This is a genomic window from Citrobacter sp. Ce129 (genome assembly GCF_030334545.1).
GTDB classification, from domain to species: domain Bacteria; phylum Pseudomonadota; class Gammaproteobacteria; order Enterobacterales; family Enterobacteriaceae; genus Citrobacter; species Citrobacter europaeus.
This window is the reverse complement of the sequence record NZ_JAOWDS010000065.1, coordinates 477,911-495,158: the sequence shown is the minus strand read 5'-3', so window position 1 is coordinate 495,158 and position 17,248 is coordinate 477,911. Positions and strand designations below refer to the sequence as shown.

The window sequence follows — 17,248 nt, the reverse complement described above, 5'->3', positions numbered from 1 at the left end:
GCGGACTTGCAAAATCTTGCGCTTTTTTAGCGTAAAAGCGAAAAGGCAGCTGTTAACAATATGTGGCTGTTATAGACTGAAAGCCTGCTAACTTATTTTGAATGTGATGGTATGCCTCAGCCCTACGATGCCTTTGAAAACTTACGCAAACATAATGCCGTGCTGCATGAATCGGTTGCGTTACATTCAGGGATCCAACTGGCGGCCTGGTCAAATAAGCGTGATACCATCACTCAGTATTGCGATCACCATACGCTCAGTTTATACATCGCGGATGGCTACGAGAGTTACCACAAAACGGCGGGAGGCTGGAAGAATGGCGGGGGACCTGACCGTTTTTGCCTGATGCCGAAAGAAAGCGAGTCAAGTTGGGATATCCGCGACGATCTCTCCTTTGTTCACCTGTATTGTACCGACGCTCATCTGCGCGAAGTGGGTGAAAAAGTCTGGGACAAAAGCCCCTATAGCTTTACGCTGGACGAGCATACATTTGGCAGTGACCCGGGGATCACGGCGGTTTACCGTCAGTTTTTGCTTGGTAACGACTGGCAGCAACCGGCCAATCATCTCACGCTCAGCGCTGCCTCTTCGCTGCTGTTAACGCATCTGATCCAGCATTACAGTAATGTTCAATGGCGACTGCCTACCGTCACTGGAGGACTGGCGCCGGCCACCTTACGCAACGTGCTGGCCTATATTGACGCGCATCTGGCGTACCCAATAACCCTGAGCGACCTCGCAAGCGAGGCGGCGCTTAGTGAATTCCACTTTGCCAGAATGTTTCGCCAGTCGATGAAAACGGCACCGCATCAGTACGTGATGCAACGCCGTATGGCGCTGGCGCAGCATCTGGTCTGTTATTCTTCACGCAGTTTGTCGGACATTGCGATGGCCTGCGGATTCAGTTCTGCGAGCCATTTTAGTAATCGGTTTAAACAGGTAACGGGTAAAACGCCAACGCAGTTACGTGCGGCGAAATAACGTCAACACTGCGTAGCAGATACCGCCGACCACTAATCCCCAGAATGCAGAGCCAACACCCAGTAACGTCAGGCCGCTGGCCGTGACCAGAAACGTAACAATAGCTGCATCGCGCTCTGCTTCATTATGCAATGCCTGATATAAACTACCGCTAATCGTCCCGAGCAAAGCAAGACCGGCCAGCATCTGGATCCAACTTACCGGCAGGGCCGCCATCATTCCTGTGACCGAACCGCCAAACACCCCAGCCAGAAGATAGAAAACACCAGCAGCGGCGGCGGCGAGCCAGCGCCGTTTAGCATCAGGATGCGCTTCGGGGCTTTGGCAAATTGCGGCGGTGATAGCGGCAATGCAAATGGAATAGACGCCAAACGGTGAAAACAACATGGCCAGCAGGCCGGTAAAGACAATGAGTGGTGAAACGGGTAACGAATAACCCGACGCATTCATAGTGGCAATACCTGGAGCATTTTGCGAAGCCATAGTGACCAGAAACAGCGGTAGTGCAATGCTGATACTGTGGGCCAAAGAAAAGTGGGGGGCAATAAACGCTGGCATCACCGGCGACAGATCCACTCCGCTAGTGACAACGTCACCTTTCATCAGTGCGATAGCAATACCCGCCAGCATCGCGGCGATCGTTGCATACCGTGGGGCTGTGACTTTAAATACCAGCCATGCCACCAGCATACTACCGCACAAAATAAGCTCACTGTTGAGGCTATTAAACGCCTGCAGACCAAAACGCAGCAGGATCCCAGCCAGCATGGCTGATGCCAGTGAATGGGGGATTATTTTCATCAGACGGGCAAACAGCCCGGTTACGCCGCACAACACAATCAACGCATTAGCTACGATAAAAACGCCGATGGCATCCTGAATTGTGACGCCTTGCAGGCCCGTCACCAGCAGCGCAGCGCCGGGCGTTGACCAGGCTGTGAGCACAGGGGCGCGATACCATAATGTCAGCGCCAGCGTACTGACACCCATTGCTATTCCCAGCGCGGTCATCCAGCCCGCGATTTGTTCAGTCGTCGCACCTGCGGCCAGAGCCGCTTGCCAGATAATGGCAGCCGAGCTGGCGTAGCCGACCAGGACAGCCACGAAGCCCGATAGTACGGTGGGCAGAGGGATGGAAAATGCACGCATAGTGACTCCGTGTGCGTTATAACGGTCAATCACTGTAGCACTGTGCGTTATAGCGTACAAGTGTTAAGCTGTAGCCCTGAGAAGGGATAGTTAGGAAGGAGAAAAATGGATAACTTAACCCACTATCTGGCCACAACGCTCAAGACGCTACGTCACCAGCGGGAATGGAGTCTGTCGCGTCTGGCGGAGGAAACCGGCGTGTCGAAAGCCATGCTGGGGCAAATTGAGCGCAACGAATCCAGCCCAACGGTGGCGACATTGTGGAAAATTGCCACCGGACTGAACGTCCCGTTTTCGACCTTCATTTCACCACCGGAGTCAGACAGTGCGCCAATATTTGATCCCCAGCAGCAGGCGATGGTCGTCACACCGCTGTTTCCGTGGGATCCGCAGTTGTGCTTCGATCATTTTTCGATACTGCTGGCACCCGACGCGCTCAGTGAATCGACTCCGCATGAAACCGGCGTGATAGAACACGTGGTGGTGATAAATGGGCTGCTGGATATGTGTATTGAGGGACAATGGCGCACCATTAAACCCGGCGAGGGGGTGCGTTTTGCCGGAGACAGGGCGCATAGCTACCGTAACGGTCACGAACAAACAGCGCACTTTCATTCGCTGATCCATTACCCGCGTAGTTAATCGGGAAAACTATTCCGAAAAGCCGCGCTTGTGACTACAATAGCCGCCATTTTTATCGCTTGTGGATGATAACAACTGTATGCGCCAGCAGCCTCATCACCTTGAATTGTTAAGCCCGGCCCGGGATACCGCCATTGCGCGTGAAGCCATATTACACGGCGCAGACGCTGTGTACATTGGCGGACCGGGTTTTGGCGCGCGCCATAACGCCAGTAACAGCCTGAAAGATATCGCCGAACTGGTGCCTTTCGCTCATCGTTACGGGGCGAAAATCTTTGTGACGCTAAATACGATCTTGCATGATGATGAGCTGGAGCCCGCGCAGCGGTTAATTACCGATCTGTATCAGACCGGCGTTGATGCCCTGATTGTGCAGGACATGGGAATCCTGGAGCTGGATATTCCGCCCATTGAGCTGCATGCCAGCACTCAATGTGATATTCGCAGCGTCGAGAAGGCGAAGTTTCTTGCTGATGTCGGATTCACCCAGATTGTCCTGGCGCGCGAACTGAGCCTTGAGCAGATCAAGGCCATCCATCAGGCTACGGATGCGACTATTGAATTTTTCATTCACGGGGCGCTGTGCGTCGCTTATTCAGGCCAGTGTTATATTTCACATGCGCAAACCGGACGCAGCGCTAACCGCGGCGACTGCTCTCAGGCTTGTCGCTTGCCGTATACCCTGAAAGACGATCAGGGGCGCGTGGTGTCCTATGAAAAACACCTGCTGTCGATGAAAGATAACGATCAGACCGCCAACCTCGGCGCATTGATTGATGCTGGTGTGCGTTCCTTCAAAATTGAAGGGCGCTACAAAGACATGAGCTATGTGAAGAATATTACCGCGCATTATCGTCAGATGCTGGACGCAATCATTGAAGAGCGCGGCGATCTGGCCCGTTCTTCAGCCGGGCGTACCGAACATTTCTTTACGCCATCCACGGAAAAAACCTTCCATCGCGGCAGTACCGATTACTTTGTGAATGCTCGTAAAGGTGATATCGGCGCATTCGACTCACCAAAGTTTATCGGTTTGCCGGTCGGCGAAGTCCTGAAGGTGGCAAAAGATCATCTCGATGTTGAAGTGACAGAACCGCTGGCTAACGGGGATGGCCTGAACGTGTTAATCAAACGCGAAGTGGTCGGATTTCGCGCCAACACCGTAGAAAAAACGGGGCACAATCGTTATCGGGTATGGCCGAATGAAATGCCCGTCGATCTGCACAAAGTACGTGCCAATCACCCGCTGAACCGCAACCTCGATCATAACTGGCAGCAGGCATTGACCAGAACCTCCAGCGAGAGGCGCGTCGCGGTCGATATTGAGTTGGGTGGCTGGCAGGAGCAGTTGATTCTGACGCTCACCAGTGAGGAGGGGGTGAGTATTACCCATACGCTGGATGGCCAGTTCGAGGAAGCGAACAATGCGGAAAAAGCGTTGAGCAACCTGCAGGATGGTCTGGCAAAGCTTGGACAAACGCTTTATTACGCCCGCAACATTCAGGTGAATCTGCCGGGAGCGCTGTTTGTGCCGAACGGTCAACTGAATCAGTTGCGACGTGAAGCGGTCGACATGCTGGATGCTGCACGTTTGCAAAACTATCAGCGTGGTCGCCGTAAACCGGTTGTACAGCCGCCGCCGGTTTATCCGCAAACGCATCTGAGCTTCCTGGCTAACGTCTATAACCATAAAGCGCGTGAGTTTTATCACCGTTATGGCGTTCAGCTGATTGATGCCGCTTATGAAGCACATGAAGAAAAGGGCGATGTGCCGGTGATGATCACTAAACATTGCCTGCGTTTTGCGTTTAACCTGTGTCCGAAACAGGCGAAAGGGAATATCAAAAGCTGGAAAGCCACGCCGATGCAACTGGTTAACGGCGATGAGGTCCTGACGCTGAAATTTGATTGCCGACCATGCGAAATGCACGTGATCGGCAAGATGAAACATCACATTCTGAAGATGCCGTTGCCGGGCAGCGTGGTGGCTTCCGTCAGCCCCGAAGAACTGCTGAAAACGTTGCCAAAGCGTAAAAACTAAAGGTCAGCTCAGATGAGTATCGGGCTTGCGTGATTTTTGCCAGTAATGGTGTTCGCGAAGATCGGCGGCGGATTCTTCCGCCGTCACTCGCAGTTCATCGCTGTCGGCGGTATGTCGTAGTAAATGATCGGCATCCTGCACCTGAAGATACTCATGTCCCTGATTAGTAGCGAAAAGCTGACCGGAAAAAAGCGCGCTGGCCAGCAATAACACCGTTAACCCTTTCTTAAACATCATGCACCCTCTGGTACGTTAGCTGCGGAATTGGCGATAATTTCGCCTGGTGACTATTCAATATTTTAATCGGCATAATGACAATCTCTGTTTTGTCATTTCGATGTTTTTTACATTTTTGTTTAGCCAACGTTGGGATTTGTCACAACCGGGTAGCGCGACGCTGCCCGGTTGTTATCAGGGAGAGATTCAGGACTTAAATCCGGCGGCCGTCATCAGGAGACGAAAGAACATACCAACGGCGGCGAGAGCCAGCACGCTGCCGCCCCAGAGGATCACCAGCCACATCAGGCGTTTCCAGATTGTTTGTTGCATCAATGATACCCCTCACCATGTTGAACTTTGCCGCGAAAAACGTAGTAACTCCAGAAGGTGTACACCAGGATTATCGGGATAATCAGCAGTGCGCCAACCAACATAAAGCCCTGACTTTGCGCCGGAGCCGCCGCCTGCCAGAGCGTAATGGACGGCGGAATGATATGTGGCCAGATACTGATCCCCAGCCCGCTGAACCCAAGAAAAATCAACCCCAGCGTCAATGCAAAAGGCAGCGTATGGCAGTGATGCTGCCCCAGTGAACGCCACAGCCAGATGCTGATAAGCGCAACCAGCAGCGGAACCGGCATCAGGAACCACAGGTTGGGCAGGCTAAACCAACGCTCGGCAATCGCACTGTGCGCCAGCGGCGTCCACAGGCTGATAATGGCAATGACAACCAGCATCGCTAGCAGCAGTTTTTTTGCCACACGGCGCATTTTTTCCTGCAACGGATTTTCGCTTTTCATCACCAACCACGTCGCTCCCAGCAGAGCGTAGGCTACAACCAGGCCAACGCCGCAGAACAGCGTAAACGGGGTCAGCCAGTCGAAAGGACCGCCGCTGTAGCTGCGTCCGGTGACGGAAAATCCATTGAGTACGGCACCCACCACGACACCCTGGGTGAATGTGGCGAGGATTGAACCGCCGAGAAAAGCTTTATCCCAGAATGGTCGATGCGCCGGCGTGGCTTTAAAACGAAACTCGAAGGCGACGCCGCGAAAAATCAGGCCGATTAACATCAGCGTCAGCGGGATCGTCAGCGCATCGACAATCACCGCATAGGCCAGGGGGAAAGCGCCGAATAATCCAGCTCCGCCCAGCACCAGCCAGGTTTCATTGCCGTCCCATACCGGGGCGACGCTGTTGACCATCACATCACGGTCATCAGAGTCCTGAATCGCCGGGAATAAGATACCGATCCCAAGATCAAAACCGTCCATCACGATATACATCAACGTGGCGAACACGATAATTACAAACCAGATAACTGATAAATCGATACCCATTAGCGGTGAGCCTCCGGTTGAGAATCAAGAACTGCAGCAGAAAGCGGCCGGGCAGGCGTGCCGGTGGGCGGAACGGTCGGGTCATCTTCCTGCGGCCCTTTGCGGATCAGGCGGATCATGTAGCTGTAACCGACGCCAAACACCGAGCTGTACACCACAAAGAAGGACAGCAGGCTGATGCTCATATGTAAATCGCCATGGGCGGAAACCGCATCCGCCGTACGCTGCAACCCGTAAACCACCCACGGCTGACGGCCAACTTCAGTAGTCACCCAGCCAGCGAGAATGGCAATCAGTCCGGAGGGACCCATCCACAAGGCAAAGCGCAGGAAAGGGCGCGAGGTGTATAAACGCTGCTTATAGCGCAGCCACAGAGCAAATGCGCCCAACAGGATCATCAGCATGCCCAGTCCGGCCATTATGCGAAACGACCAGAACACCATGGTTGAGTTGGGCCTGTCTTCTTTAGGAAACTCTTTTAGGGCCGGGACTTGTTTATCCAGGCTGTGGGTCAGGATCAGACTGCCCAGCGCCGGGATCTCCAGTCCATAGCGGGTACGCTCCTGCTCCATATCCGGCCAACCGAACAGCAATAGCGGAGTAGGTTCACCGGGCGGATTTTCCCAATGTCCTTCAATCGCGGCAATTTTTGCAGGCTGATGCTTCAGTGTATTCAAACCGTGCATATCGCCAATCAAAGCCTGCAGTGGGGCGACGATTAACGTCATCCATAGCGCCATTGAGAACATGGCGCGAATAGCCGGAGTGTTATTCCCGCGCAATAAATGCCATGCGCCCGACGCTGCGACAAACAGCGCGCTGCTCAGGAAAGCGGCAACGGACATATGCAGCAAACGATAAGGGAATGAAGGATTGAAAATAACGGCGAACCAGTCGACGGGAACGACCTGGCCGTTAACTATTTCGTAACCCTGCGGCGTTTGCATCCAACTGTTGGAGGCGAGGATCCAGAAGGTAGAAATAATAGTACCCAGCGCAACCATACAGGTCGCGAAGAAGTGAAGCCCCGGGCCAACCCGGTTCCAGCCAAACAGCATTACCCCGAGGAAACCTGCTTCAAGGAAGAAGGCGGTGAGCACTTCATAGGTCAGAAGCGGCCCGGTGATGCTACCGGCGAACTCGGAAAAACCGCTCCAGTTGGTGCCGAACTGATAGGCCATCACCAGCCCGGAAACTACGCCCATCCCAAAGTTTACGGCGAATATTTTCGACCAGAAATGGTATAGCGAGCGCCAGACGGGATTTTTCGTTTTTAGCCATAACCCTTCGAGCACCGCCAGATAACTGGCGAGGCCAATGGTAATGGCCGGAAAGATGATGTGAAAGGATACCGTAAACGCGAACTGGATCCTTGCCAGGTGAAACGCGTCAAGACCGAACATGCTTAACTCCGCAGGCAAAATTGATTTAGCGCAATTCTAAGGCTGCGAAGCACTGGAAGGCAGAAACAGAACAGTTCTTTTTAACCATAACAGTTGTCGCGCTGTTATAGATTGGCCCGGCTGATATGAAATCTGGAAGCTGGGTTCCCGTTATTGAATAGCGTCCTCCCCACGCTAGTAATTTTGCGATATTACTAGCAAGGTAATTAAAGAGTAATCATAAATGTTTACTTTGTGTGTATAATAGACGACAGGGAGGCGCAGTGAAGCAAAGTGAGTTCAGACGCTGGCTTGAATCTCAGGGAGTTGAAGTTACAAACGGCTCAAATCATCTGAAGTTGAGGTATCAGGGAAGGCGTAGCGTTATGCCCAGGCATCCTGGTGATGAGATAAAAGAGGCTCTGCGAAAAGCGATCCAAAAGCAGCCAGGCTTACAGTAATCATCATCAATATAAGGCTGATTATATGAGAAATTTTGAGAAAATCATGCGTTATCCCGTTAATCTAGTACCCGCCGTGGAAGGTGGGTTTGTGGTGTCTTTTCCGGATATTCCTGAAGCATTAACTCAGGGAGAAACCCGTCATGATGCTTTGCAGGCTGCGCAAGCCGCATTGGTCACCGCTTTTGAATTCTATTTCGACGATAACGAACCGATTCCTTTGCCTTCGGCGGTTGTCGCTGGCGCTGACTATGTGGAAATACCACTGAGCGTTGCGTCTAAAGTTCTGTTGTTAAATGCCTTCCTTGAATCGAATATTACCCAGCAGGAGCTGGCAAACAGGATCGGCAGGCCTAAGCAGGAAATCACTCGCTTATTCGATTTAAAGCACGCGACAAAAATTGATGCTGTGCAGATAGCTGCCCGCGCCTTAGGCAAAGAACTATCATTAGCGATGTTGTAAAACTGTTAACTATAACAGTTATATAAAATATCTTGATTATGTAAACTGATATATACAGTGGTTGTCACCGACACCGATAATCAGGACAAAAAATGAAAAAATACCAGCGACTGGCTGAGCAAATTCGCGATCAAATCGCGTCTGGCGTATGGCAGCCCGGCGATCGCTTGCCATCATTGCGTGAACAGGTGGTCAGCAGCGGCATGAGTTTTATGACCGTCGGACACGCCTACCAGCTGCTGGAGAGTCAGGGGCGAATTATCGCCCGACCACAGTCGGGTTACTACGTTGCTGCGCGCCCTGAACGTGAACTGGCCGCGCCGCAGGCGCAGGTAATGCGCGATGAAGCGGTGGATATCAACACCTATATTTTTGATATGTTGCAGGCCAGCCGGGATGCGTCAGTGATGCCATTTGCCTCTGCATTCCCCGATCCGCGTCTGTTTCCCCTCCAGCAGTTGAACCGCTCGCTGGCGCAGGTGAGTAAAACCGCCACCGCCATGAGCGTGATCGAAAACCTGCCGCCGGGAAATGCTGAACTGCGCCATGCCATTGCCCGTCGCTATGCTCAACAGGGGATGACCATTTCACCTGATGAAATAGTCATCACTACCGGTGCGCTGGAAGCTCTCAACCTGAGCCTGCAGGCAGTTACTGAACCGGGTGACTGGGTGATTGTCGAAAACCCCTGTTTTTACGGGGCGTTGCAGGCCCTTGAACGATTACGCCTGAAGGCGCTTTCGATCGCCACCGACGTAAAAGAGGGGATCGATCTTACCGCGCTGGAGCAGGCGTTGCAGGAGTATCCGGTCAAAGCCTGCTGGCTGATGACCAATAGCCAAAATCCGCTTGGTTTTACGCTCAACCCAGAGAAGAAGGCGCATCTGGTCGCATTGCTGGAGAAATATCATGTAATGCTGATAGAGGATGATGTCTACAGCGAGCTGTATTTTGGCCGTGAAAAACCACTGCCCGCCAAAGCCTGGGATCGCGCCGACAGCGTTTTGCATTGTTCGTCTTTCTCGAAGTGCCTGGTGCCCGGATTTCGCGTTGGCTGGGTAGCGGCCGGGAAGCATGCCCGGCGTATTCAGCGACTCCAGCTAATGAGCACCTTATCCACCAGTTCCCCCATGCAGCTTGCACTGGTGGATTACCTCTCAACCCGGCGCTATGACGCACATCTGCGTCGCTTACGCCGACAGCTGGCGGAGCGCAAACAGCAAGCCTGGCAAACGCTGCTGCGTCATCTTCCAGCGGAAGTCAAAATTCACCACAACGACAGCGGCTATTTCCTGTGGCTGGAACTGCCAGAGCCGCTTGATGCAGGCGTGCTCAGTACCCAGGCGCTGGCGCACCATATCAGCATTGCGCCGGGAAAAATGTTCTCGACCTCGGGGAGCTGGACTCGTTTCTTCCGTTTTAATACCGCATGGCACTGGGGGGAACGTGAGGAACAGGCTGTAAAACAGTTGGGAAAATTAATTCGCGAGATGATGAAATAAAACATAACGCGCTATTTAATATAAAAGAATGGCGCGTTCATATTTCAGAAATAGAGGATACCTCGCCCTGATGTTATTTATATCGGGCGCTACCATACAAAAAATCAATAGTTATTACTATTGCCGCCATCGCATCTAACTCCTTGTCTATTCTCCAGAAGATAAAAATCCCCGGTCAGCGTCAGTAGCGTAATGAGCGTTAGCTCACAACCTGATTAAATTTCCTTGCGCCAACAGGAACGCTTACCACACCCCGACTATTTTTAGGAAAGGACATATATTTACGGCAAGGCTGCCGCTCAATATTTTTTAGACAGGAGTAAGACGTTATGAGCAAGCAGTTTGCCCTCAGTAGCCTGTGCGCACTCAGTATGACGCTGATGACTGCACAGGCAGCCGAACCCCCGACATCATTAGATAAACCGGAAGGCCGTCTGGATATTATTGCCTGGCCGGGCTACATCGAACGTGGACAGACCGATAAACAATATGATTGGGTCTCGCAGTTTGAGAAAGATACTGGCTGCGCGGTCAATGTCAAAACGGCGGCCACATCTGATGAGATGGTCAGCCTGATGGCAAAAGGCGGCTACGACCTGGTTACCGCTTCCGGTGACGCCTCATTGCGTCTGATTATGGGTAAACGCGTTCAGCCGATTAATACCGCGCTGATCCCAAACTGGAAAAGCATCGATCCACGCGTGGTAAAAGGCGAGTGGTTCAACGTTGGCGGAAAAGTTTACGGCACGCCATACCAGTGGGGACCAAACCTGCTGATGTATAACACCAAAATCTTCCCAACGCCGCCAGATAGCTGGAGCGTGGTTTTTGTTGAACAAAAACTTGCGGACGGGAAAAGCAATAAAGGGCGCGTTCAGGCCTACGATGGGCCGATCTATATTGCCGATGCCGCGTTATTCGTTAAAGCAACTCAGCCGCAGCTGGGCATTACCGATCCCTATCAGCTCACCGAACAGCAGTATCAGGCGGTTATCAAAGTTCTGAGCGATCAGCACGCGCTAATCCATCGCTATTGGCATGATACCACCGTGCAAATGAGCGACTTTAAAAACGAAGGTGTGGTGGCGTCAAGCGCATGGCCTTATCAGGCTAACGCTCTGAAAGGGGAAGGCCAGCCTATTGCCACGGTTTTCCCAAAAGAAGGGGTTACCGGATGGGCTGATACCACCATGCTGCACAGCGAAGCGAAACACCCGGTATGTGCTTACAAATGGATGAACTGGTCATTAACCCCGAAAGTTCAAGGCGACGTTGCGGCCTGGTTTGGTTCTCTGCCAGTAGTGCCTGAAGGCTGTAAAGCCAGCCCGTTGCTGGGTGAAAAGGGCTGTGAAACCAACGGCTATAGTTACTTTGACAAAATTGCCTTCTGGAAAACGCCGATCGCAGAAGGTGGCAAATTCGTTCCTTACAGTCGCTGGACGCAGGATTACATCGCCATTATGGGCGGTCGTTAATTCCGCTGGGGGTTTTATGACGTACGCAGTGGAGTTTCATAACGTCTCGCGTCTGTACGGGGATGTTCGTGCAGTTGATGGCGTAAGTATTGCGATTAATGACGGTGAGTTTTTCTCTATGCTGGGGCCATCCGGCTCCGGCAAGACCACCTGTCTGCGCCTGATTGCAGGGTTTGAGCAGCTGTCAGGCGGCGCAATTACCATTTTTGGTAAGCAGGCCAGCGAATTGCCGCCCTGGGAACGGGACGTCAATACGGTATTTCAGGATTACGCGTTGTTCCCGCATATGTCGATTCTCGACAACGTCGCCTACGGGCTGATGGTCAAAGGCATTGATAAAAAACAGCGCCACGCCAAAGCGCGAGAGGCGCTGGATAAAGTAGCGCTCGGTTTCGTTTATGAACGCAAACCGTCGCAACTTTCCGGTGGTCAGCGGCAGCGCGTGGCGATTGCCCGGGCGCTGGTCAATGAGCCGCGCGTCCTGCTGTTGGATGAACCGCTCGGGGCATTGGATCTCAAGCTGCGTGAACAGATGCAGTTGGAGCTGAAAAAATTACAGCAATCTCTTGGTATCACCTTCATTTTTGTCACTCACGATCAGGGGGAAGCCCTGTCGATGTCCGATCGTGTGGCGGTGTTTAATAACGGTCGCATCGAACAGGTGGATTCTCCGCGCGAACTGTACATGCGTCCGCGGACACCGTTTGTGGCAAGTTTCGTCGGGACGTCCAATGTGTTTGATACCACGATGTCAGCGAACGTTTGCGGGTTACAGGGGATGTTCTCCCTGCGCCCGGAACATATTCGTTTGAATGATTCCGGGGGAGAAGTCCAGGCTACGGGAGTTATCCAGGCGGTGCAGTACCAGGGCGCGGCGACACGATTTGAACTGAAACTGGCCGGTGGTGAAAAGTTGCTGGTTAGCCAGGCGAATCTGACGGGCGAAATGCTGCCCTCAACGTTGTCGCCAGGTCAGCAGGTGATGGCGTCGTGGTCACGCGACGTGATGGTACCGCTGGTTGAGGAGAGGTGAATGGCTATGAATGTCTTACATTCGCCTCCACAGTCGACAGGTCTGAACCGGATTTCAGGTTTCTTCTGGCGTAATCCGGGGCTGGGGCTGTTTTTGCTGCTCCTCGGACCGCTGATGTGGTTTGGCATTGTCTACTTCGGCTCATTGCTGACGCTGTTATGGCAAGGTTTTTATACCTTCGACGATTTCACCATGTCGGTCACGCCGGACCTGACGCTGGCGAATTTGCAGGCGCTGTTTAATCCGGCCAACTACGACATCATTTTGCGTACCCTGACGATGGCGGTGGCGGTCACCATTGCCAGCGCGATTCTGGCGTTTCCGATGGCGTGGTATATGGCGCGCTATACCAGCGGCAAAATGAAAGCCTTTTTTTACATTGCGGTGATGTTGCCGATGTGGGCCAGCTACATCGTTAAAGCCTACGCATGGACGTTACTGTTGGCTAAAGACGGCGTGGCGCAATGGTTTTTAACCCATCTGGGGCTGGAGCCGCTGCTGCTCTCGTTTCTGACGCTGCCTGCCGTCGGCGGCAATACGCTGTCGACTTCAGGGTTAGGGCGCTTTCTGGTGTTCGTCTACATCTGGCTGCCGTTTATGATCCTGCCGGTACAGGCCGCGCTGGAGAGACTCCCGCCGTCGCTATTACAGGCCTCCGCTGATTTAGGCGCACGTCCGCGTCAAACTTTCCGCTATGTGGTCCTCCCACTGGCGATACCCGGTATTGCGGCAGGCTCGATTTTTACCTTCTCTCTGACGTTGGGCGATTTTATCGTGCCGCAACTGGTGGGGCCGCCGGGCTATTTCATCGGCAACATGGTGTATTCGCAGCAAGGGGCGATTGGCAATATGCCGATGGCGGCGGCATTTACTCTGGTGCCGATTGTATTAATCGCACTGTATCTGGCGTTCGTGAAGCGTCTGGGAGCTTTTGATGCACTCTGAACGCGCACCCTGGTTACTCAAACTGGCGGCATGGGGTGGGGTTATTTTCCTGCACTTTCCCATCCTCATCATCGCCACCTATGCTTTTAATACTGAGGAGGCTGCTTTTAGTTTTCCACCGCAGGGGTTAACGCTGAAGTGGTTTAGCGTTGCAGCGCAGCGTGGCGATATTCTGGAATCGGTGACGTTGTCACTTAAAATCGCTGCGTTGTCGACAGCTATCGCCCTCGTTCTGGGGACGCTGGCCGCTGCAGCACTGTGGCGCAGGGACTTTTTTGGTAAAAGCGCAATATCGCTGTTGCTGCTGTTGCCGATCGCGCTGCCGGGGATTATTACCGGCCTGGCGCTGTTGACGGCGTTTAAAACCATCAACCTGGAACCCGGTTTTCTTACGATCGTCGTGGGCCATGCGACGTTTTGCGTGGTGGTGGTATTTAACAACGTCGTGGCGCGTTTTCGCCGTACCTCATGGAGTCTGGTTGAAGCGTCTATGGATCTTGGCGCCAATGGCTGGCAAACCTTTCGTTATGTCGTGCTGCCAAACCTGGCATCGGCGCTGCTGGCGGGGGGGATGCTGGCGTTTGCCTTGTCGTTTGATGAAATCATCGTGACAACGTTCACCGCCGGACATGAAAGAACACTTCCTTTGTGGCTGCTCAATCAGTTGGGTCGACCACGAGATGTGCCTGTCACCAACGTTGTGGCATTGCTGGTAATGCTGGTGACGACACTGCCAATTTTAGGGGCCTGGTGGCTAACGCGTGAAGGCGACACTCTCGCTGGAAACGGTAAATAAACGACGATATGGGAAATTGCTATGCAACATCAATTACTGATTAATGGCGAGCTGGTCAACGGTGAAGGTGAAAAGCAGCCAGTCTATAACCCTGCCACTGGTGAACTCATTCTGGAGATTGCCGAAGCCTCAGCCGCGCAGGTTGATGCCGCGGTACGCGCAGCCGACAGCGCGTTTGCCGCCTGGGGGCAAACCACGCCAAAAGTGCGTTCAGAACTGCTGCTGAAACTGGCTGACGCAATCGCCGATAACGCGCAAACCTTCGCAGAGCTGGAATCACTCAATTGTGGTAAGCCGTTGCACTGCGTCCTCAACGATGAAATTCCGGCAATTGTCGATGTTTTCCGCTTCTTTGCCGGGGCGGCTCGTACCCTGCAAGGACAGGCGGCCGGAGAGTATCTGGAAGGGCATACGTCGATGATTCGTCGTGATCCGCTGGGCGTGGTGGCCTCTATTGCACCGTGGAACTATCCGCTGATGATGGCGGCGTGGAAGCTGGCGCCGGCACTGGCGGCGGGTAACTGTGTGGTGATTAAACCGTCAGAAATTACCCCGCTGACGGCGCTTAAGCTGGCTGATTTTGCCAAAGATATTTATCCGGCTGGCGTTATCAACGTGCTGTTTGGCCGTGGCAAAACGGTAGGCGATCCGCTGACCGGTCATGAAAAAGTCCGGATGGTTTCTCTGACAGGCTCCATTGCGACCGGTGAACACATTATCCAGCATACCGCGCCTTCGATTAAGCGCACGCATATGGAACTGGGCGGCAAAGCTCCGGTCATCATTTTTGATGATGCCGATCTGGATGCTGTGGTGAGCGGCGTGCGAACTTTTGGCTATTACAACGCCGGACAAGATTGTACCGCGGCTTGTCGAATCTATGCCCAGAAAGGCATTTATGACGCGCTGGTTGAGAAACTTGGCGCTGCGGTAGCCAGCCTGAAAATCGGCGCACCGAATGACGAATCTACCGAGCTGGGACCGGTAAGCTCGCAGGCGCATCTCGATCGCGTGACGAAAGCGGTCGATGAAGCCAAAGCGCTGGGGCATATCAAAGTCATCACCGGTGGTAAAAAAGTGGATGGCGCAGGCTACTACTTTGCTCCGACGCTGCTGGCCGGGGCAAAGCAGGATGATGCCATCGTGCAGCGGGAAGTTTTCGGCCCGGTGGTCAGCGTAACCGTATTTGAGGATGAGGATCAGGTGCTGGCGTGGGCTAACGATTCGAAATACGGCCTGGCCTCTTCCGTCTGGACCCGGGATGTGGGACGCGCGCATCGATTTAGCGCTCGCCTGCAGTATGGTTGCACCTGGGTCAATACTCACTTCACGCTGGTTAGTGAGATGCCTCACGGTGGGCAAAAACAGTCTGGTTATGGCAAGGATATGTCGGTTTATGGACTGGAGGATTACACGATTGTTCGCCATGTCATGATCAAGCATGAGTAATTTCTTAAGCGCGAACGGTAAAGGGGGCACGGATAGCTAAATACTGGCAAACGTGTGTCTATACTATTCGCGCCACTGGCCTCGTCGCCATCGGACGGCGGTAAGTTGGAAATATCCGCGAGGTCAGGCTAATTGAAACAACAAAGCCCCAGCTTAATGTCGGGGCTTTGTGCTTTCTGGTTTACCGTCCGGGTATCAGCGGCGTAAGCTGCAAAGCCAGGCGAGTAGCGCACAGACGCTCAGAACCAGCCCCAACTGTTGCACCATGCCTGCCAACCCCAGCATCATTCCCAGTAACAGGTAATAGCTCAACCCGAACAACGCACCGGCAGCACCGGCTTGTTCACGGTAGTGACGCAGCGCCTGACTCAGCACATTAGGAATCGCGATCCCATAGGCTAACACCACGCCGAACACCGGCAACAAGATCCACGCGCAGTGCTGTAGCCACCACGCGACGAGACCTGACAACGCTGCCAGCGCACAGGCATAACGTACCAGTTGTTCCGGTGTAAGACCTGACGTTAGCAACCTCCGGTTCAGCAGGCTACCCGACAGTGAAGCAAACGCAAGCAACAACCCCGTCCAGCCAAAGGCTCGGGAACTCCATCCTAATTGCCCGAAAAGAAACGGTGCCAGGCTGTAATAGCTAAACAGCATGGTATTTAGCAGAGCAACCAGCATGATATTTTTCCAAAGATCGCTGTCCCGCCTCATACGGGAGAGCAGTGCGATAAGCCTCGGGTTGAGCGTATGTTCGGGCCGGGTTTCTGGCAGTATGGTCGCTGTCAGTATTAGCAGTAGCAGCGCCAGCAGCATAAGGGCAACAAATACACCAGTATGACCGTACAGGCTTACCAGCCAACCTCCGCTTAGCAGGCCGAAAACCGGACTCAATGCCAGTGCGGCGCCCATCACAGAAAAGACGCGGGATAGCGCGGGTGATTCATAACTGTCCCTTAGCATGGTCTGTACCACCACTGACCCGGCAGCCGCTCCGATGGCGGAGACCATCCGTGCCAGCAGTAAAACGCTGAAGTCGGCGGCAACAATGGCTAAGGCACAGCCTGTTCCATAACAAGTAAGTCCTGCCAGCATAGCCCAACGTCGCCCGATGCAGTCGCTCAACCAACCCCACATCGCCACACCGACGGCGAAGGCAGCAAAGTAAACGGAGAGTGTTTGAGCCGCACGCTCACTGCTGATGTGAAAAGCAGTGGCGATACCTGGCAGTGCTGGGCTGTAGATGGTTTCCACCAGTTGCGGGAACATAATCAGTAGCGTAAGAAGCCACAGCGGCGGGCGGCGAAGCGTATTCATACAATATCCAGAGAAACAAAACAGGCGGGCATTATTGCTGAAAGGGGTGT

17 protein-coding genes are annotated in these 17,248 nt (G+C 53.3%); 11 read left to right on the top strand and 6 right to left on the bottom strand.

Translation table 11 applies throughout. The features are described 5' to 3' along the window. Positions 1 to 111: 111 nt before the first annotated feature. On the top strand, positions 112 to 981 hold the full coding sequence (locus tag OGV77_RS16245; protein WP_043016247.1) for a helix-turn-helix domain-containing protein: 870 nt from the start codon (positions 112 to 114) through the stop codon (positions 979 to 981). On the opposite strand, the gene OGV77_RS16240 is transcribed toward OGV77_RS16245, so the two are convergent. Further along, entirely contained in the window at positions 964 to 2,130 is a 1,167-nt protein-coding gene (locus OGV77_RS16240; protein ID WP_080625217.1) for a benzoate/H(+) symporter BenE family transporter, read from the bottom strand. The two genes, OGV77_RS16245 and OGV77_RS16240, sit on opposite strands and share 18 nt — an antisense overlap. Positions 2,131 to 2,235: 105 nt before the next feature. Here OGV77_RS16240 and OGV77_RS16235 point away from each other — a divergent pair, with 105 nt between their 5' ends. Together OGV77_RS16235 and OGV77_RS16230 are read left to right on the top strand one after the other, a co-directional pair. Next, the gene (locus OGV77_RS16235; RefSeq protein WP_087050528.1) at positions 2,236 to 2,772 is read left to right on the top strand and encodes a helix-turn-helix domain-containing protein; all 537 of its coding nucleotides are present in this window, start codon (positions 2,236 to 2,238) and stop codon (positions 2,770 to 2,772) included. A gap of 79 nt (positions 2,773 to 2,851) precedes the next feature. Further along, positions 2,852 to 4,813, top strand: coding sequence for a peptidase U32 family protein (locus tag OGV77_RS16230; RefSeq protein WP_087050529.1), 1,962 nt, complete (start codon positions 2,852 to 2,854; stop codon positions 4,811 to 4,813). Positions 4,814 to 4,816: 3 nt separating this feature from the next. Here the strand turns inward: OGV77_RS16230 and OGV77_RS16225 are convergent, their stop codons facing one another. The 4 genes from OGV77_RS16225 to OGV77_RS16210 form a co-directional block, all read right to left on the bottom strand. Beyond that, positions 4,817 to 5,047, bottom strand: a complete 231-nt coding sequence (locus OGV77_RS16225) for a DUF2554 family protein (RefSeq protein ID WP_043016251.1) — start codon at positions 5,045 to 5,047, stop codon at positions 4,817 to 4,819. A 189-nt stretch (positions 5,048 to 5,236) separates the two neighbouring features. Beyond that, positions 5,237 to 5,362, bottom strand: a complete 126-nt coding sequence (locus OGV77_RS16220; protein WP_003020230.1) for a DUF2474 domain-containing protein — start codon at positions 5,360 to 5,362, stop codon at positions 5,237 to 5,239. Beyond that, a complete protein-coding gene (cydB, locus tag OGV77_RS16215) occupies positions 5,362 to 6,372 on the bottom strand; it encodes a cytochrome d ubiquinol oxidase subunit II (protein WP_043016252.1) in 1,011 nt (336 codons plus the stop codon). Before cydB ends, OGV77_RS16220 begins: the two co-directional genes overlap by 1 nt. Next, positions 6,372 to 7,775: a cytochrome ubiquinol oxidase subunit I gene (locus OGV77_RS16210; RefSeq protein ID WP_047411117.1), complete on the bottom strand. Its 1,404-nt coding sequence runs from the start codon at positions 7,773 to 7,775 to the stop codon at positions 6,372 to 6,374. Before OGV77_RS16210 ends, cydB begins: the two co-directional genes overlap by 1 nt. A gap of 263 nt (positions 7,776 to 8,038) precedes the next feature. On the opposite strand from OGV77_RS16210, the gene OGV77_RS16205 reads away from it, so the two are divergent. From OGV77_RS16205 to patD, 8 genes are all read left to right on the top strand, one after another. Then, entirely contained in the window at positions 8,039 to 8,215 is a 177-nt protein-coding gene (locus tag OGV77_RS16205; RefSeq protein WP_043016254.1) for a type II toxin-antitoxin system HicA family toxin, read from the top strand. A gap of 46 nt (positions 8,216 to 8,261) precedes the next feature. Further along, positions 8,262 to 8,678, top strand: a complete 417-nt coding sequence (locus OGV77_RS16200) for a type II toxin-antitoxin system HicB family antitoxin (RefSeq protein WP_123915356.1) — start codon at positions 8,262 to 8,264, stop codon at positions 8,676 to 8,678. Positions 8,679 to 8,770: 92 nt separating this feature from the next. Further along, a complete protein-coding gene (locus OGV77_RS16195) occupies positions 8,771 to 10,180 on the top strand; it encodes an aminotransferase-like domain-containing protein (RefSeq protein WP_043016256.1) in 1,410 nt (469 codons plus the stop codon). A 329-nt stretch (positions 10,181 to 10,509) separates the two neighbouring features. Next, positions 10,510 to 11,655, top strand: a complete 1,146-nt coding sequence (gene ydcS, locus OGV77_RS16190) for a putative ABC transporter substrate-binding protein YdcS (RefSeq protein ID WP_043016257.1) — start codon at positions 10,510 to 10,512, stop codon at positions 11,653 to 11,655. 16 nt (positions 11,656 to 11,671) lie between these two features. Continuing rightward, positions 11,672 to 12,688 (top strand): ABC transporter ATP-binding protein, encoded by a 1,017-nt coding sequence (locus tag OGV77_RS16185; RefSeq protein ID WP_080625211.1) that lies wholly within the window; start codon positions 11,672 to 11,674, stop codon positions 12,686 to 12,688. Further along, positions 12,689 to 13,633, top strand: a complete 945-nt coding sequence (locus tag OGV77_RS16180) for an ABC transporter permease (protein ID WP_043016259.1) — start codon at positions 12,689 to 12,691, stop codon at positions 13,631 to 13,633. Next, a complete protein-coding gene (locus tag OGV77_RS16175; protein WP_043016260.1) occupies positions 13,623 to 14,429 on the top strand; it encodes an ABC transporter permease in 807 nt (268 codons plus the stop codon). Before OGV77_RS16180 ends, OGV77_RS16175 begins: the two co-directional genes overlap by 11 nt. A gap of 21 nt (positions 14,430 to 14,450) precedes the next feature. Further along, positions 14,451 to 15,878, top strand: coding sequence for an aminobutyraldehyde dehydrogenase (gene patD / locus OGV77_RS16170; protein ID WP_043016261.1), 1,428 nt, complete (start codon positions 14,451 to 14,453; stop codon positions 15,876 to 15,878). 195 nt (positions 15,879 to 16,073) lie between these two features. On the opposite strand, the gene OGV77_RS16165 is transcribed toward patD, so the two are convergent. After that, on the bottom strand, positions 16,074 to 17,198 hold the full coding sequence (locus OGV77_RS16165; protein ID WP_075146198.1) for a multidrug effflux MFS transporter: 1,125 nt from the start codon (positions 17,196 to 17,198) through the stop codon (positions 16,074 to 16,076). Between the last annotated feature and the right edge of the window lie 50 nt (positions 17,199 to 17,248).

What these genes read in the sequence shown, in the direction of transcription:
- OGV77_RS16245 (WP_043016247.1), top strand. Translation starts at nt 112, where the DNA reads ATGCCTCAGCCCTACGATGCCTTTGAAAACTTACGCAAACATAATGCC.
- OGV77_RS16240 (WP_080625217.1), bottom strand. Translation starts at nt 2,130, where the DNA reads ATGCGTGCATTTTCCATCCCTCTGCCCACCGTACTATCGGGCTTCGTG.
- OGV77_RS16235 (WP_087050528.1), top strand. Translation starts at nt 2,236, where the DNA reads ATGGATAACTTAACCCACTATCTGGCCACAACGCTCAAGACGCTACGT.
- OGV77_RS16230 (WP_087050529.1), top strand. Translation starts at nt 2,852, where the DNA reads ATGCGCCAGCAGCCTCATCACCTTGAATTGTTAAGCCCGGCCCGGGAT.
- OGV77_RS16225 (WP_043016251.1), bottom strand. Translation starts at nt 5,047, where the DNA reads ATGTTTAAGAAAGGGTTAACGGTGTTATTGCTGGCCAGCGCGCTTTTT.
- OGV77_RS16220 (WP_003020230.1), bottom strand. Translation starts at nt 5,362, where the DNA reads ATGCAACAAACAATCTGGAAACGCCTGATGTGGCTGGTGATCCTCTGG.
- cydB (WP_043016252.1), bottom strand. Translation starts at nt 6,372, where the DNA reads ATGGGTATCGATTTATCAGTTATCTGGTTTGTAATTATCGTGTTCGCC.
- OGV77_RS16210 (WP_047411117.1), bottom strand. Translation starts at nt 7,775, where the DNA reads ATGTTCGGTCTTGACGCGTTTCACCTGGCAAGGATCCAGTTCGCGTTT.
- OGV77_RS16200 (WP_123915356.1), top strand. Translation starts at nt 8,262, where the DNA reads ATGCGTTATCCCGTTAATCTAGTACCCGCCGTGGAAGGTGGGTTTGTG.
- OGV77_RS16195 (WP_043016256.1), top strand. Translation starts at nt 8,771, where the DNA reads ATGAAAAAATACCAGCGACTGGCTGAGCAAATTCGCGATCAAATCGCG.
- ydcS (WP_043016257.1), top strand. Translation starts at nt 10,510, where the DNA reads ATGAGCAAGCAGTTTGCCCTCAGTAGCCTGTGCGCACTCAGTATGACG.
- OGV77_RS16185 (WP_080625211.1), top strand. Translation starts at nt 11,672, where the DNA reads ATGACGTACGCAGTGGAGTTTCATAACGTCTCGCGTCTGTACGGGGAT.
- OGV77_RS16180 (WP_043016259.1), top strand. Translation starts at nt 12,689, where the DNA reads ATGGCTATGAATGTCTTACATTCGCCTCCACAGTCGACAGGTCTGAAC.
- OGV77_RS16175 (WP_043016260.1), top strand. Translation starts at nt 13,623, where the DNA reads ATGCACTCTGAACGCGCACCCTGGTTACTCAAACTGGCGGCATGGGGT.
- patD (WP_043016261.1), top strand. Translation starts at nt 14,451, where the DNA reads ATGCAACATCAATTACTGATTAATGGCGAGCTGGTCAACGGTGAAGGT.
- OGV77_RS16165 (WP_075146198.1), bottom strand. Translation starts at nt 17,198, where the DNA reads ATGAATACGCTTCGCCGCCCGCCGCTGTGGCTTCTTACGCTACTGATT.